Genomic DNA, 13,766 nt, shown 5'->3' with positions numbered 1-13,766 from the left:
CGGCTCCCGACTAACGCTTGCGATGGGCTATAGCGCAGCGGCCGGCGTCATGCCAACCGCGTCCCGCCACCCATTTCGGCGAGGATGGCCTTCGCCGCCGCGACCGGATCGGGTGCCGCGGTGATCGGGCGGCCGACGACGAGGTGGCTGGCGCCGGCCTTCAGGGCTTCACCCGGGCCGGTAACGCGCTTCTGGTCGCCGTGCGTGCTCCCGGTCGGACGGATGCCGGGGGTGACGATGGCGAGCCTGGGCCCGACGATCGAGCGCACCATCTCGGCTTCATTGGGCGAGCAGACGATGCCGCCTATCCCGGCCGCCGTGGCCTGTTCGGCGCGGAGCGCCACGAGCCCGGCCGCATCGCGCGAATAGCCGGCCTCGATGAGGTCGGCATCGTCCATCGAGGTGAGGACCGTGACGCCGAGCACTGTGAGGCCGGAACCTTCGGCCGCCCTGGCCGCAGCGCGCATGGTCTTGGGGTAGGCGTGGACCGTCGTCATTGTGGCACCGGTCCGGGCGATCGCACTGACGCCTTTTTCGACCGTGTTGTCGATATCGAGCATCTTGAGGTCGAAGAACACCCGCTTGCCGGCGGCGAGGAGGGCCTTGCCGAGGTTCAGCCCGTCGCCGCCATAGAACAGCTGGTAGCCGATCTTGTAGAAATCGACGGTGTCGCCGAGTTCCGCGACCAAGCGTTCGGCCTCGTCTCGCGTGTCGAGATCGAGCGCCACGATGAGCGTTCCTGCCATCAGATGTCTCCGGATTTTCTGGCTAGTGCCACGCGTCGCGGTCCGAGGTCAAGGCTTGCGCCGCTCTGGCGTGACACTCAGTATGCCGCCATAGCAAGTCAGATTCGGTTGGGTTTCATGCAGCAGCAGGCGCTTTCCGCCACCGTCGCCTGGGTGCGGCTCGAACGCGCCATGGCGGCATTCGAGGCGGACTTGCGCAAGCGCTTCGGCATTACCGGGCTGCAGCTGCAGGTGCTGCGCATCTGTGCCGAGCGCCCGCAATTGCCCTTGGCCGCGCTGCGCAAGGCGCTGGTGATGCATCCGGCGACGCTGGGTCAATCGATCGACGAGCTGCGCCGGCTGGACCTTGTGACGGTGCGGACCGATCCGAATGATCGCCGGGCCCGGCTGGTGGGCCTGACAGAAAAGGGCACTACGCTGGTCGGCGAGGCTCCCTCGGCGGGGCCGGTGCGGCTGCGCGAGGTGGATCATGACATCGCCCGCCTCGACCGGCTGAAGGCGGCGCTGGAAGATGCGATCGACCTGTTCGGCGTCGGCGAGTGGGCGCCCGGCCGCTAGAGGCCGGGGATCGTCTCGGGCAGAGCTTCCATCGCCGTCCACCCGGTGAGCAGCGCCATATCGCTCAGCCGGAAGACGAAGACGTTGCCGCCACCGGGGTCGCCATGCCGGCTCTGGTCTTCGCTGCGAGCGATGTCACGCTTGCCGAGGTGGCACTTGAGCAGCGTGCCGACGGCGCCGTGGCCGGCGAAGGCGATTGGCCGGCTTGCATCGTGCTCGTGGAGCACGGCCTCGACCGCGCCGACGACGCGCCCCTGTGCGGACCGGGCTGTCTCCCAGCCCTCGACCGATGTGTCGGGGTGCGCGAAGAACGAATCGGCCAGCGCTTCGAACCGCTCGCGCGGAACAAAACCAGTACTGCTGCGATCGTTCTCGCCGAAGTTTTCCCCGCTCTCCACAGGCGCCTTACACAGCGCTGCAAGAATTGCCGCGAGCTCGAGGGCCTTGGTTTCGCGGCTGGATACGATGCGTATGACAGCACGCATCAATACGTGGTTCGCGAATCGTTCTGCGCGCCGACGGCCGAGCTCAGAAAGCCCCCATCTGGGGACCGGAATCGCCGGGTCCTGCACCACCTGTGGGTGGGTGACGTAAAGTGCGTAGGTCACGCTCAGATGCCGCCGCGCGAGAAGTGGGTCAGTTCGCGCACCATCTGCCCGACCTTCCACTGGATGTTGCCTTCGTTGGGCGCGCCATTCTCGTCGAACACGTCCGGATAGGGCCCGATCCCGAGCAGTGTCGGCACCACCAGCGCGCCAACCTTGCTGAGGCTGTCGCGCAGGTGCGAGAGGGCGAAGATCGTCGCGTACTTGCCGTCGCTGACCCCGCCGATACCGAAAATGGCGTGCCGGAACGGGCTCGGCTTCTGCCGGCTGATCCACGAGATCACGTTGGCGATCAGCGGGGTGATGCCGCCATTATACTCGGGCGAGATGATGAGGACGATGTCGTGCGAGCGGAACAGGTCCGCGAGGCGCTTCGCGGCCTCGGGCGTGTGTTCGGCCTCGAAATCCTGGTTGAAGATCGGCATCTCGAAATCAGCGAGATCGAGATCGGTGACGATGACACCGGCCTCGCGGAGCTTTGCCGACATGTGCCGGCGGAGCGGTTCGTTGATGGAATCCTTGCGGAGCGAGCCGCAGATGGTGATGGCGGTCTTGGGGGCGGTAATATCGGTCATGAAGCAGTGCTAGCGGCACGACGGCGCCGCTGGCAAGTGCGGGCACTTCTCAGCTGTTGGGTCGGGAGAAAATGTTGACGATTGCTCCGTCAGGGTCGCGGAGCAGCATCGAACGATTGCCCCACGGCATGGTGGTTGGCTGCTGGACGACCTGAGCCAGCGACGTCGCACGCTCGAGCAGGTCGTCGACGTTGTCGACTTCGAACTCGAGCATCAAGGAACGGTTGGCGTTGGGCACGACGGCGCCGCCGTTCACGCGCTCGATGATCTCGCGCGACGAGATGGCCAAGGTGCAGCCTTCGAGGCGGATCTCCCCAAAACCGGGAGCGAGGCGCGTCGGCCGCACGCCGGTGAGCCTAGCGTAGAAATCGACCAGGGCGTCGAAGTCGAACTGGTCGGTGACAACACGGACTGAGGCGAACTTCATTTGGGGCCTGGAGCTGGTGGACAATGCCGCCACGCTAGTCCGGGCCACGACCAGTTTTTGTCAGCAGGCTGCGCGCCGGACGCCGGCCGATCCCGTCTCAGCCCTCGAAAATGCTCTTCAGCTTGGCGAAGAAGCCCTCGCTGGTCGGCGAGTTCTCGCGCGTCGATTCCTTCTCGAACTCTTCGAGCAACTCGCGCTGGCGCTTCGACAGGCTCTGCGGCGTCTCGACGTCGAGCTGGACGTAGAGATCGCCAAAGTCCTTCGAGCGGAGGATCGGCATGCCCTTGCCCTTGAGGCGGACGCGCTGGCCCGGCTGCGTACCGGAGGCGACTTTCACCCGGGCGCGGGCGGCGTCGAGCGTCGGTACTTCGAACTCGCCACCCAGCGCTGCCGTGGTCATGGCGATGGGGACCCGGGCATAGAGGTCAGCGCCGTCGCGCTGGAACAGGTCGTGCGGCTTGATCGAGATGAAGATGTAGAGATCGCCCGGCGGTCCACCGCGCAGGCCCGCTTCACCCTCGTTGGCGAGGCGGATGCGGGTGCCGTCCTCGATCCCCTTGGGGATATCGACGCTGAGCGTGCGGTTCTGCTGGCGACGGCCCTGGCCACCGCAATCGGTGCAGGCCTGCTCGAGGATCTGGCCGCGGCCGTTGCAGATCGGGCAGGTGCGCTCGATGGTGAAGAAGCCCTGCGCCGCGCGGACCTTGCCCTGGCCGTTGCAGTGCCGGCAGGTCGACATGCCGGTGCCGGGCTTGGCGCCCGAACCGTCGCAGGTATCGCAGGTGGCGAGTGTCGGCACGTCGATATCGACGGTGCGGCCGGTAAATGCCTCCTCGAGCGAAATCTCGAGATTGTAGCGCAGGTCCGAGCCGCGGAGGCGCGACTGGCCGGAGCGGCCGCGCTGACCGCCCATGAAGTCCCCGAAGATATCCTCGAAGATATCGGACATCGACGAGGTGAATTCCGGCCCGAAGCCGCCCGGACCGCGTCCGCCGCCATTCTCGAAGGCGGCATGCCCGAACCGGTCGTAGGCCGCGCGCTTCTGCGGGTCCTTCAACGTGTCGTAGGCTTCGGAGATTTCCTTGAACTTGTGCTCGGCATCGGCGTTGCCCGGATTGCGGTCCGGATGGAACTGCATCGCAAGCTTGCGGTAGGCGCCCTTCAGCACCCCTTCGTCGGCGCCCTTGGGCACTCCGAGCACTTCATAAAAGTCGCGTTTGGCCAATCCGTCTCGATCCCAGCTGCCCAGTGCCCCGTCCCAGGCATTCCGGCTAGATAAGTACTGCTGTGCGCTCTTACCATAGGTGCGGACCGCTTCAATGGTATCCAACGCATACCGTTCGACGAAGAGCCGCGGTGTGGCTTATCCACCGCGGCGCGCGAGGCGGTAACCCCGAAGCGATCAGCGATCGAAGGCGGCGGCGAGGTTCCGGCTCAGCTGGCCATGCGCGAACATCGCCTTGTTGACCACCCGGTAGAGCCCGAAGAAGCCGTGCGTCACGCCCTCGTAGAGCGTGGCGTCGACCCAAACGCCTGAGCGGCGGATGGCGTCGGCGAGCGCCTCGCCTTCCGATCGCAGCGGATCGGCTTCGGCGAGGATCACCGTCACCGGCGGCAAGCCGTCGAGATCGAACCGGCCGGCGATGTTCATGCGCGCGTCGTGCGCCTCGTCCTTGTGGCGGAAGAGTTTTCGTGCCGCCCATTCGAGCGTGGCGGTGGAATAGGGGAAGGTCGTGGCGTTCTGCTGATGCGAGGGCAGGTCGAACAGCATCGCCGCCATGGGGGTGACGAGCCCGAGGTGGATCGGGGCCTGCTTGCCTTCGACCTTGGCGCGGAGCGCCGTGTTGACCGCGAGATTGGCGCCCGAGCCTTCGCCGACGATCGCGGCACGCTTCGGATCGCCACCGAGCGACTGGGCATGTTCGATCAGCCATTGCCAGGCCGACCAGGCATCCTCGTGCGCGGCCGGAAAACGGTGCTCCGGCGCCTGCCGGTAATGCGCCGAGACCACCACCGCACCGGTGCGCGCCGCGAGGGCTCGCGGGCTCGCATCGTAATTGTCCACGTCGCCGAGCACGAATCCGCCGCCATGGAGGAAGAGAATCATCGGCCGCGGGCCGGCGACGATATCGTTCTGCGGCACGTAGATGCGGGCCCGCACATCGCCGGTATGGCCGGTGATGAGCCGCATCTCCATGCTGACATCCATGTCGTCGACCTGATCGCGGAGGATCCGGCGCAGGGCCATGTCGAGCGTCGGCAGAGCGCGCGCTTCGGGCGACTTGCAGGCCTCGATGCGCTTGCCGCCCATCTGCTCGAGCACGCCGAGGACGTGACGCATGTCCGCGTCCAGCCGTTCGGCCGGCGGCTCAAGGGAAGCCGTTGCATCCGGTCCGCTGTTCTGAGCGTACCGCCGCACCTCTACCGATGACATCCAATACCCTTTCGAAGTCGCCGCCCCGGCATCAGGTCCGTGGCCTGGACCCCTTTGCCCTCTCTGGATGCACCGCTGCTGACGGTTCCCGCATCCACTTCTCAACACGTCCCACCTTAGCGCGCGATGTGAAGACATTTGGGCCGCCTTGCGGCGAGATTGGGAAGAGTCCGCAGTTGCATCGGCTCTCATCCCTCGTTGCCGCCCGCTGATTCACGTGAAACCGCCTGAAGTCCCAAGAATCGGCTGGGTCAGGCGCCTTCTGCACATCTGCTCGGCCCGGCGAGCTTGTAAAGCGCACCGCGTTGGCAGACGCTGCGACCTATTATTTGATCCATTCGTTCGTAGGGGCCCATAGTGAGAATTCTAAGCAGTGCTCTCGCACTGGCGCTGATGACAACGGCCGCCAGTGCCGCTGACCTGATCAGCGCCGGTGTCGTCGAGGTTGCGATGACCGATGAGGTCGCGTCCTGGTCCGGTTGCTACGTCGGCGCGAGCCTCGGATATGCCGCGCAGACGACAGCCACGGTGCTGGCGGCCGGCTATTACGATGGCGGCAGCCACGTCGCCGAAGGCTTCAACGTGGGCGGGCGCGTCGGCTGTGACGTGCAGCTCGGCGAGATGGTGCTGGGTGTCGTCGGCACGATCGAGTTGACGGACCTGTCGGGGAGCAATGCCTTTTACCCCGTCGGTCCGGGCTTCCCGGAGTACACAACGACCGAAACGAGCGCGATCGCGACCATCAAGGGGCGGCTCGGCTACCTGGTCGATCCGGCACTGCTGCTCTACGGCACGGGAGGCCTCGCCGTCATTCGCAACCGGCACACCGACTACGACACAACGCCGGTGATGAGCTTCAACGGCTCGGTCGAGGATACGCGCGTCGGCTATGTCGTGGGGCTGGGCGCTGAATATGCCGTGGCGGATGGATGGTCGGTCTTTGCCGAGTACAACTACGTGGATTTCGGCCAGAAGGACCTGACGCTGGTCGACGGCGTGATTTACCCCGGCAACTGGGTCAACCGATACGACAACACGGCTCACGCGTTTGCCGTCGGCCTCAACTTCCGCTTCTGAGCGAATCACAGCGCAAATGCCAAGGGGCTCGGATCATTCCGGGCCCCTCGCACATTCAGGTGTCGAGCTTGGCGGCGGTGGCCACGTGGAACAGCCTAGCTTCAGCTTGCGGCCGTTTCGACGCCGTTGGCGGCAAGTTTAACCCGCGCGCTGGCGAGGGCCTCGGCGGAAAAGACGTCGGGATGACGGAGCACGATGGCTTCGCCGGTCAGGTCCGGCCGGCCGGCGGCGAGCAGAATGCCGAATCCGTCGGTGACATCGGGATCCAGCGCCCAATCGGAGAGGCATTGCACGGCGCCGACGCGCTTGTGCTTCTGGCGGGTGCGGGACAGGCGGGTGGTCTTGCCGTTCTCCGCGGTCTTGAATTCCTCGGCGCAGGCGACTGCGGTCCAGAATTCACGCTCGATCGGATCGGAAAAAGAAAGTCCGGCCAGTTCGGCGATCCTGAGCTGTATTTCAACCGCGTATTCGGCGTGGCCGAGCCGCTTGGCATTTATCATCAGCTTGCGGAGCTTTTCCGGGTCGCTGAACAATTTAAGGTCTGGAAACATAGGGCACGCTATCAGAACGCGGCGCAAACAAATAGGCCCGGCATTTCTGCCGGGCCTATTGTTTCGATTTAACGGGGATCAGGCCGACTTCTTGTCGTCCGGAACTTCCTCGAACTCGGCGTCGACGACATCGTCGTCCTGCGACTGGTCCGAGCCGGACGCCTTGGCTTCAGCCTCGGCCTGCGATGCCTTGTACATGGCTTCGCCCAGCTTCATCGAAGCCTCGGCCAGCGTCGCGGACTTTTCCTTGATCGCCTCGGCGTCGTCGCCTTCGAGCACGCCCTTGAGGTCGGTGATCGCCGTCTCGATGGCGCCCTTCTCCTCGGCGGAGACTTTGTCGCCGTAATCCTTCAGCGACTTCTCGGTCGAGTGGATCAGCGATTCGGCCTGGTTCTTGGCCTCGACGGCGTCGCGCTTCTTCTTGTCGGCCTCGGCATTGGCCTCGGCTTCCTTGACCATGCGCTCGATATCGGCGTCCGACAGGCCACCCGAGGCCTGGATGCGGATCTGCTGCTCCTTGCCGGTACCCTTGTCCTTGGCCGAAACCTGCACGATGCCGTTGGCATCGATGTCGAAGGTCACTTCGATCTGCGGCACGCCGCGCGGGGCCGGCGGAATGCCGGCGAGGTCGAAGTTGCCGAGCAGCTTGTTGTTGGCTGCCATTTCGCGCTCGCCCTGGAACACGCGGATGGTCACCGCGCTCTGGTTGTCCTCTGCGGTCGAGAAAGTCTGGCTCTTCTTGGTCGGGATCGTGGTGTTGCGGTCGATCAGGCGGGTGAACACTCCACCCAGCGTCTCGATGCCGAGCGACAGAGGGGTCACGTCGAGCAGCAGCACGTCCTTGACGTCGCCCTGCAGCACGCCGGCCTGGATGGCGGCGCCCATGGCGACCACTTCATCCGGGTTGACGCCCTTGTGCGGCTCCTTGCCGAACAGCTGCTTGACGACTTCCTGGACCTTGGGCATGCGGCTCATGCCGCCGACCAGCACCACTTCGTCGATCTGCGCGGCGGTGACGCCGGCATCCTTGAGCGCCTGCTTGCAAGGCTCGATGGTCTTCTGCACGAGGTCGTCCACCAGCTGCTCGAACTTCGAGCGGGTGAGCTTCAGCGTCAGGTGCTTCGGACCCGAAGCGTCGGCGGTGATGAATGGCAGGTTGATCTCGGTCTGGGTCGCGCTCGAGAGCTCGATCTTGGCCTTTTCCGCCGCTTCCTTCAGCCGCTGCAGCGCGAGCTTGTCGTTGCGGAGGTCGATCCCCTGGTCCTTCTTGAACTCGTCGGCGAGGTAGTCGACGAGGCGCATGTCGAAGTCTTCACCGCCGAGGAACGTGTCGCCGTTGGTGGACTTCACCTCGAACACGCCGTCGCCGATCTCGAGCACCGAGATATCGAAAGTGCCGCCGCCGAGGTCATAGACCGCGATGGTGCCGGTGTTCTTCTTGTCGAGCCCGTAGGCCAGAGCGGCGGCCGTCGGCTCATTGATGATGCGCAGCACTTCGAGGCCGGCGATCTTGCCGGCGTCCTTGGTGGCCTGGCGCTGCGAATCGTTGAAATACGCGGGAACCGTGATCACCGCCTGGGTGACCGGCTCGCCGAGATACGATTCGGCGGTTTCCTTCATCTTGGTCAGGATCATCGCCGAGATTTCGGACGGCGAGGACTTCTTGCCGTCGACCTCGACCCAGGCGTCGCCATTGTCGGCGTTGACGATCTTGAAGGGCACGAGGCCCTTGTCCTTTTCGACCATCGGGTCGTTGTAGCGGCGGCCGATGAGGCGCTTCACCGCGAACAGCGTCCCTTCCGGATTGGTGACGGCCTGGCGCTTGGCCGGCTGGCCGACGAGCCGCTCGCCATCCTTGCTGAACGCGACCATGGAGGGCGTGGTGCGCGCGCCTTCCGCATTCTCGATGACCTTGGGCGTGCTGCCGTCCATGACTGCGACGCAGCTATTGGTCGTACCGAGATCGATACCGATGACTTTACCCATACCTACTGCCTCTTTGTTGGCGAACCCGAATGAAACCCCTCACGGCAGTTTCTTCACGTCCCTCACTGGGGTTCGGATTCCCGTGTTTGAAATTGACCCGTCGCCGGGCCTTGAGCGCTATATAGGAGGGGGTGTTTGGGCCTGCAAGCGCCGTGCGAGACAAACTCACGAAGGCGCGTGGCACAAAGGCCGAAAGCGCCGGCCCGAGGCCAGCGCTTCCAAGAGGCAAAACGGGAGTGTTACTGCGCGTCCGAGAGCGTGTATTCGCCCAGTTCACACAGGTCGACGCCCTTCTCGATGAACTCGGAATCGTCTTCCATGATGAACTTCATGTCGTAGGTGCACTGCTCGCGCCCGTCGCCGATGGTGACGGTGACGTAGTTGCCGGCCGGCAGGTAGTTCTCGCCGAACACGTCTTCTTCCCAGGTGTCGACATCGGCCGGCGAGGTGAAGAAGCTCTTCACCGCAAAGGACGAATTGTTGGTGAGGACGAAATCGAGGTCCTCGGCCAGCACCGGCGTGCAAAGCACCGCCAGTGCAAGGGCGATCGCGCCGCCCGCTACTGCACGTTTCATTTCTGTAGCCCCCAAAAGCGCCCGCTTCTGCTGGCGCTGAGGATTTGGATAGCATTTTAGGTGCATAAGCCTCAAAGGCCGGCTGTCGGTGTAGTTATCCAATTCTTCCCGGTTCGGATGGCCGCAGTCGCGGCTTGTCGCCGGCACCCGGGTCATGGTCTAAAGAGCGCGTTTGCCTCCCCAAGGAACGACAATGCCGAGGTTCCTCGTCTTCGCCCTGGTGCTTCTGCCGGCCGCCGCGCTGGCGCAGGAAGTGCCGGAAGAGGCGCGGCGGGACCTCTGGTGCGGCACCGCGTTCGAGCTGATGACGCGTGACACGCCGGCCGACGCCACCCCGCAGAAGCTCGCCTCCACCGCCGCCTTCGCCGAGGGTGGCCAGCGCCTCATCGACCGGGCCTTGCCGATTTTTCTCGAGCAGGGCTATTCCGACACTGCCCTTGCCGAATATCGCAGCAAACTCGAAGACTCCGTCGGTCGCATCGTCAATGGCTCCGCCCGGGCCGGCGAGGATGTCGCCTATTCTTTTCAGGATTGTTCGGCCTTGATCGGCCAGTGAGACAAAAGACCCGCATGGCCTTCACCCCCCGCTCCGACGACCTGCTCCTCGTGGTCGACCTGCAGTATGATTTCCTGCCCGGCGGCAACCTTGCCGTAACCAATGGCGACGAGATCATCATCCCGATCAACCGGCTCGGACGGCAGTTCAAGCATGTGATCATGACCCAGGACTGGCACCCCGACGGGCACATTTCCTTTGCCTCGAGCCATCCGGGCACCAGGCCATTCGAGGTGATCGAACTGCCTTATGGGCCGCAGGTGCTGTGGCCCGACCATTGCGTTCAGGGCACTCATGGCGCCGAGTTCTCATCGGAGATCGAGTTGCCGCATGCCGAGATGGTGATCCGCAAGGGCTACCACGACGTGGTCGATTCCTATTCCGGCTTCCGCGAGGCCGACCGCAAGACCCGCACCGGGCTCGAGGGCTACCTCAGGGAACGCGGCTTCAAGCGGCTGTTCATCGCCGGACTCGCCACCGATTTCTGCGTCAACTGGACGGCGGTGGACGCGGCCAGCGCGGGCTTTGACACCTATGTGATCGAGGATGCCTGCCGCGCCATCGATACGGGTGGCTCGCTGGCCCAGGCCTGGGCCGACATGAACGCGGCTGGGGTCAAGCGGATCGCCGCCGGGGAGATCGCCTGAGGGAGCCATGCGCGGGGTCGTATTGGGGCTGATGCTGATCGGGGCGCTGGCCGGCAAGGCCGGGGCGGAGGAACTTTCACCCGCCGCCGACCGCCTGCTCTGGTGCGGCAGCGCCTTCTACTGGCTCTCGACCGACGCCTACGATGCCGGCAACGATGCCGAGGGCGACCAGTACGAAGCCTGGTCCGAGGACCTCGCCAGCCGCGCCGACATGATGCTCGAGGCCGAGGGCAAGGACGAAGCCGCCATCACCCTCATCCGCGAGGACTACGACAGCCGCGTGGTCGCCGAACTGGGCCGGCCGGGTGCGAAATACGACGTGACCATGTGCCCGGATTTGGTGGCGCACTAGGCGGCGACGGCCACGCAGACCTGGCGGCGGCTCTGTGGTGTGAGCGGTGAGCGATCGAACCCGCCGTATCGGGCTTCGAGCCGCAGCCCGCCGAGCTCCAGCAGCAGCGGCAGTTCCTGCGGGAAGACCTGGCGCATCTCGAGTTGCGTATGCCGGAAATCCGGGGCGGCGGCGGTCGACCAGTACCAGTCGGCACGGCTGACCTGGGTGATCGGATCGTAGGCGATCGTCTCTTCGATCGCGACCTCGCCCCGTTCCGGATGGCCGAAGACGCCCAGTAGCTGGCGCTCGTTCTGCCGCAGGCTCAGCAGCCGAGGGCTCGGAACGAAGATGTCGAACGCCAGCCGTCCGCCCGACGCGAGGTGCCGCCGAACCGCCGAGAAGGCGCGGACGAAATCTTCGCGTGTGTGGAGGTGGAGGAGCGAGTTGGCCGCGACGACGACGGTGTCGAACCGACGTCCGAGATCGAGTTCACGCATGTCGGCCTCCACCAGCTCAGCCGCGGACCCGGCCAGCACCGCCCGGGCGCGATCCAGCATGGTGGCGGAAATGTCGACGCCGGTGACCTCTGCTCCGCTCCTTGCGAGAGGCGCGGTGATCCGGCCCGAGCCGCAGGCAAGTTCGAGGACAGTACGGCCGGGTCCACCTGCCGCCTCGACATAGAAGCGCTCCATCTCGTCGTCGCGCGGGGCGACGAGGTCATAGAGGTCGGCATCGTCGTAGAGGCTGTCCATCGGGCTCCTCCCAGTCTCGCGGACAACGAAAAGGGCGCCGCAGCGCCCTTTGAAATCACATCTTTCCAGATGTGTCAGGCGCTCTTGTCGATACTGCCTTCGGCCGGCTGGCCCTTGGCCCCGCCGCCCTTGGCGACGCCGACCATGGCCGGTCGCAACACGCGGTCGCCGATGGCAAAACCGGCCTGGACCACCTGGACCACGGTGCCTTCCGGCCGCGACGGATCCGGGACCTCGAACATTGCCTGGTGCTTGTGCGGGTCGAACTTCTGGCCCTCGGCCTCGATCGGCTTGACGCCGTGCTTGGCGAGGAGCCGCTGCATCTCCCGCTCGGTCATCTCGATGCCCTCGATCAGCGACTTCATCGCCCCATCGGCATTTTCGCGTGCCTCGGCTGGCAGCACGAGCAGGGCGCGGCTGAGCGAATCGGTCGCCGTCAGCATGTCGCGGGCGAAACCGGCGATGGCATAGGAGCGGGTGTCGGACACCTCGCGCTCGGTGCGCTTCCGGAGATTTTCCATCTCGGCGACGGTGCGCAGCAGCTTGTCGCGCAACTCGGAGTTCTCCGCCTTGAGCGTCTCGGTGGGATCGACCGCTGCTGCTTCCTCGGTCGGAGTATTGGTTTCGGCGCCCTGAGTTTCGGTAGCCGCGGCAGCAGCCTTGTCGTCCTCGGGCTTGGTCGTTTCGTCGTTCATGCGTGACCTTGATGCTTGTCGCTGGTGCGTTGCCCCGCATATCGGCCAATGGGACATAAGATTCAAGCCTCGGGAAAGGTTCCCGGCGGCTTCAACCCTTCCGCGCCATCATCGCCGAGACGACATTGGCGGTATAGTCGACCACTGGCACGATGCGCGCGTAATTGAGCCGTGTCGGCCCGATGACGCCGAGCACGCCCACCACCTTTTGGTTGGCGTCCTTGTAGGGCGAAAGAATCACTGAGGAGCCGGAGAGCGAGAACAGCTTGTTCTCAGAGCCGATGAAGATCTTCACGCCCTGCGCCTGCTCGGTATCGCCGAGCAGCTCGATCAGGCCGTCGCGGCTTTCGAGCTCCTCGAACAGTTGCCGGATCCGCTGCAGCTCTTCGGACGCCATGGTGTCGTTGATGAGATTGGCGCGTCCGCGCACGATCACCGTCGGCGCGGCGGCGGCGCCGCTGTTCGAGAGCGTCGCGAGGCCGGCTTCGACAAGCTTGCGGGTCAGTTCGTCGAGTTCGTGCTGCGTCTCGATGCGTTGCGCGCGCAGGGCCTTCAGCGTTTCGCCGATGGTTTTTCCAACAGCGAAATGGGCGAGGTAGTTCGAGGCCTGGGTCAAGGCGCTCGCCGTCAGCCCCGGCGGCAGTGGCATGATGCGGTTTTCGACCGAGCCGTCCTCGCCTACCAGCACCACCATGGCGCGTTCGGCATCGAGCCGGACGAACTCGATATGCTTGAGCACGAGGTCCGACTTCGTTGCGATGACGACGCCGGCGCCGTGGCTCAACCCGCTGAGCAGCTGGCTGGCTTCGGTCAGGAGATCCTCGACCTGCCCGTAGGCGGCGGGCCCCTCGATCTGCTTGGCGATCTGGGTCTTTTCGTCCTCGTTGACCGCGCCCACTTCGAGCATGGCATCGACGAAGAAGCGCAGCCCCTGCTGCGTCGGCAGCCGGCCGGCCGAGGTGTGCGGAGCGGCGATCAGGCCGAGATCCTCGAGATCGGCCATGACGTTGCGCACCGAAGCCGGCGACAGACCGACGCTCAGCATGCGGGCGAGATCGCGCGACGCCACCGGCGTACCGGTGTCGAGATAGCGCTCGACGAGCTTTCTGAAAATGTCCTGGCTGCGGGAGTTCAGCACCGCGAGCACGTCTTCGGGGGCTTTGGTGCGATCGGCCATGTTCACCATTTAGGGCGAAAGCGGTGTGCCGCCAAGCCGGGCTGCCTTGTTCCGGACTGCCGCGAGGGTTA

At 65.0% G+C, this 13,766-nt stretch carries 17 protein-coding genes; 5 read left to right on the top strand and 12 right to left on the bottom strand.

The features are described from left to right. Positions 1 to 47 precede the first annotated feature (47 nt). Positions 48 to 746 carry an orotidine-5'-phosphate decarboxylase gene (gene pyrF, locus ACOYW5_RS14870; protein WP_423065670.1) on the bottom strand — a complete coding sequence of 233 codons (699 nt, stop codon included), beginning with the start codon at positions 744 to 746 and terminating at the stop codon, positions 48 to 50. A gap of 117 nt (positions 747 to 863) precedes the next feature. Here pyrF and ACOYW5_RS14865 point away from each other — a divergent pair, with 117 nt between their 5' ends. Continuing rightward, the gene (locus ACOYW5_RS14865) at positions 864 to 1,304 is read left to right on the top strand and encodes a MarR family winged helix-turn-helix transcriptional regulator (protein ID WP_423065669.1); all 441 of its coding nucleotides are present in this window, start codon (positions 864 to 866) and stop codon (positions 1,302 to 1,304) included. Here the strand turns inward: ACOYW5_RS14865 and ACOYW5_RS14860 are convergent. The 5 genes from ACOYW5_RS14860 to ACOYW5_RS14840 form a co-directional block, all read right to left on the bottom strand. Then, the gene (locus tag ACOYW5_RS14860; RefSeq protein ID WP_423065668.1) at positions 1,301 to 1,912 is read right to left on the bottom strand and encodes a histidine phosphatase family protein; all 612 of its coding nucleotides are present in this window, start codon (positions 1,910 to 1,912) and stop codon (positions 1,301 to 1,303) included. The genes ACOYW5_RS14865 and ACOYW5_RS14860 overlap by 4 nt on opposite strands. A gap of 2 nt (positions 1,913 to 1,914) precedes the next feature. Beyond that, positions 1,915 to 2,484, bottom strand: coding sequence for an NADPH-dependent FMN reductase (locus tag ACOYW5_RS14855; protein ID WP_423065667.1), 570 nt, complete (start codon positions 2,482 to 2,484; stop codon positions 1,915 to 1,917). Positions 2,485 to 2,533: 49 nt separating this feature from the next. Continuing rightward, positions 2,534 to 2,911, bottom strand: a complete 378-nt coding sequence (locus ACOYW5_RS14850) for a VOC family protein (protein WP_423065666.1) — start codon at positions 2,909 to 2,911, stop codon at positions 2,534 to 2,536. A gap of 97 nt (positions 2,912 to 3,008) precedes the next feature. Next, positions 3,009 to 4,136, bottom strand: coding sequence for a molecular chaperone DnaJ (dnaJ, locus tag ACOYW5_RS14845; protein WP_423065665.1), 1,128 nt, complete (start codon positions 4,134 to 4,136; stop codon positions 3,009 to 3,011). A gap of 177 nt (positions 4,137 to 4,313) precedes the next feature. Further along, on the bottom strand, positions 4,314 to 5,252 hold the full coding sequence (locus ACOYW5_RS14840) for an alpha/beta hydrolase (protein WP_423065664.1): 939 nt from the start codon (positions 5,250 to 5,252) through the stop codon (positions 4,314 to 4,316). A 450-nt stretch (positions 5,253 to 5,702) separates the two neighbouring features. Between ACOYW5_RS14840 and ACOYW5_RS14835 the strand changes: the two genes are divergently transcribed. Continuing rightward, complete coding sequence (locus ACOYW5_RS14835) at positions 5,703 to 6,422, top strand: outer membrane protein (RefSeq protein WP_423065663.1); 720 nt, start codon at positions 5,703 to 5,705, stop codon at positions 6,420 to 6,422. A gap of 101 nt (positions 6,423 to 6,523) precedes the next feature. On the opposite strand, the gene ACOYW5_RS14830 is transcribed toward ACOYW5_RS14835, so the two are convergent. From ACOYW5_RS14830 to ACOYW5_RS14820, 3 genes are all read right to left on the bottom strand, one after another. Further along, positions 6,524 to 6,955, bottom strand: coding sequence for a hypothetical protein (locus tag ACOYW5_RS14830; protein ID WP_423065662.1), 432 nt, complete (start codon positions 6,953 to 6,955; stop codon positions 6,524 to 6,526). A gap of 96 nt (positions 6,956 to 7,051) precedes the next feature. Further along, positions 7,052 to 8,959, bottom strand: coding sequence for a molecular chaperone DnaK (gene dnaK / locus ACOYW5_RS14825; protein WP_423065661.1), 1,908 nt, complete (start codon positions 8,957 to 8,959; stop codon positions 7,052 to 7,054). A 239-nt stretch (positions 8,960 to 9,198) separates the two neighbouring features. After that, the gene (locus ACOYW5_RS14820; protein WP_423065660.1) at positions 9,199 to 9,534 is read right to left on the bottom strand and encodes a hypothetical protein; all 336 of its coding nucleotides are present in this window, start codon (positions 9,532 to 9,534) and stop codon (positions 9,199 to 9,201) included. Between the two features lie 193 nt (positions 9,535 to 9,727). On the opposite strand from ACOYW5_RS14820, the gene ACOYW5_RS14815 reads away from it, so the two are divergent. Genes ACOYW5_RS14815 through ACOYW5_RS14805 form a run of 3 tightly spaced genes read left to right on the top strand, consistent with a single transcriptional unit; the run spans position 9,728 to position 11,089 of the window. Continuing rightward, on the top strand, positions 9,728 to 10,090 hold the full coding sequence (locus ACOYW5_RS14815) for a hypothetical protein (protein WP_423065659.1): 363 nt from the start codon (positions 9,728 to 9,730) through the stop codon (positions 10,088 to 10,090). Between the two features lie 14 nt (positions 10,091 to 10,104). After that, positions 10,105 to 10,737 carry a bifunctional nicotinamidase/pyrazinamidase gene (gene pncA, locus ACOYW5_RS14810; RefSeq protein WP_423065658.1) on the top strand — a complete coding sequence of 211 codons (633 nt, stop codon included), beginning with the start codon at positions 10,105 to 10,107 and terminating at the stop codon, positions 10,735 to 10,737. A 7-nt stretch (positions 10,738 to 10,744) separates the two neighbouring features. After that, positions 10,745 to 11,089 carry a hypothetical protein gene (locus tag ACOYW5_RS14805; RefSeq protein WP_423065657.1) on the top strand — a complete coding sequence of 115 codons (345 nt, stop codon included), beginning with the start codon at positions 10,745 to 10,747 and terminating at the stop codon, positions 11,087 to 11,089. On the opposite strand, the gene ACOYW5_RS14800 is transcribed toward ACOYW5_RS14805, so the two are convergent. The 3 genes from ACOYW5_RS14800 to hrcA form a co-directional block, all read right to left on the bottom strand. After that, complete coding sequence (locus tag ACOYW5_RS14800; protein ID WP_423065656.1) at positions 11,086 to 11,823, bottom strand: class I SAM-dependent methyltransferase; 738 nt, start codon at positions 11,821 to 11,823, stop codon at positions 11,086 to 11,088. The genes ACOYW5_RS14805 and ACOYW5_RS14800 overlap by 4 nt on opposite strands. Before the next feature lie 74 nt (positions 11,824 to 11,897). Further along, positions 11,898 to 12,518 carry a nucleotide exchange factor GrpE gene (gene grpE / locus ACOYW5_RS14795; protein ID WP_423065655.1) on the bottom strand — a complete coding sequence of 207 codons (621 nt, stop codon included), beginning with the start codon at positions 12,516 to 12,518 and terminating at the stop codon, positions 11,898 to 11,900. A 91-nt stretch (positions 12,519 to 12,609) separates the two neighbouring features. Then, on the bottom strand, positions 12,610 to 13,695 hold the full coding sequence (hrcA, locus tag ACOYW5_RS14790; protein ID WP_423065654.1) for a heat-inducible transcriptional repressor HrcA: 1,086 nt from the start codon (positions 13,693 to 13,695) through the stop codon (positions 12,610 to 12,612). Positions 13,696 to 13,766: the final 71 nt, after the last annotated feature.

The sequence above is a fragment of the Devosia sp. CN2-171 genome, from assembly GCF_049354815.1.
GTDB lineage: Bacteria > Pseudomonadota > Alphaproteobacteria > Rhizobiales > Devosiaceae > Devosia_A.
The sequence above is the reverse complement of the archived record's forward strand: the minus strand, read 5'-3'. Positions and strand labels throughout refer to the sequence as shown.

What these genes read in the sequence shown, in the direction of transcription:
- ACOYW5_RS14850 (WP_423065666.1), bottom strand. Translation starts at nt 2,911, where the DNA reads ATGAAGTTCGCCTCAGTCCGTGTTGTCACCGACCAGTTCGACTTCGAC.
- ACOYW5_RS14865 (WP_423065669.1), top strand. Translation starts at nt 864, where the DNA reads ATGCAGCAGCAGGCGCTTTCCGCCACCGTCGCCTGGGTGCGGCTCGAA.
- ACOYW5_RS14800 (WP_423065656.1), bottom strand. Translation starts at nt 11,823, where the DNA reads ATGGACAGCCTCTACGACGATGCCGACCTCTATGACCTCGTCGCCCCG.
- ACOYW5_RS14840 (WP_423065664.1), bottom strand. Translation starts at nt 5,252, where the DNA reads ATGCGTCACGTCCTCGGCGTGCTCGAGCAGATGGGCGGCAAGCGCATC.
- ACOYW5_RS14815 (WP_423065659.1), top strand. Translation starts at nt 9,728, where the DNA reads ATGCCGAGGTTCCTCGTCTTCGCCCTGGTGCTTCTGCCGGCCGCCGCG.
- dnaK (WP_423065661.1), bottom strand. Translation starts at nt 8,959, where the DNA reads ATGGGTAAAGTCATCGGTATCGATCTCGGTACGACCAATAGCTGCGTC.
- ACOYW5_RS14855 (WP_423065667.1), bottom strand. Translation starts at nt 2,484, where the DNA reads ATGACCGATATTACCGCCCCCAAGACCGCCATCACCATCTGCGGCTCG.
- ACOYW5_RS14820 (WP_423065660.1), bottom strand. Translation starts at nt 9,534, where the DNA reads ATGAAACGTGCAGTAGCGGGCGGCGCGATCGCCCTTGCACTGGCGGTG.
- ACOYW5_RS14805 (WP_423065657.1), top strand. Translation starts at nt 10,745, where the DNA reads ATGCGCGGGGTCGTATTGGGGCTGATGCTGATCGGGGCGCTGGCCGGC.
- pyrF (WP_423065670.1), bottom strand. Translation starts at nt 746, where the DNA reads ATGGCAGGAACGCTCATCGTGGCGCTCGATCTCGACACGCGAGACGAG.
- grpE (WP_423065655.1), bottom strand. Translation starts at nt 12,518, where the DNA reads ATGAACGACGAAACGACCAAGCCCGAGGACGACAAGGCTGCTGCCGCG.
- pncA (WP_423065658.1), top strand. Translation starts at nt 10,105, where the DNA reads ATGGCCTTCACCCCCCGCTCCGACGACCTGCTCCTCGTGGTCGACCTG.
- hrcA (WP_423065654.1), bottom strand. Translation starts at nt 13,695, where the DNA reads ATGGCCGATCGCACCAAAGCCCCCGAAGACGTGCTCGCGGTGCTGAAC.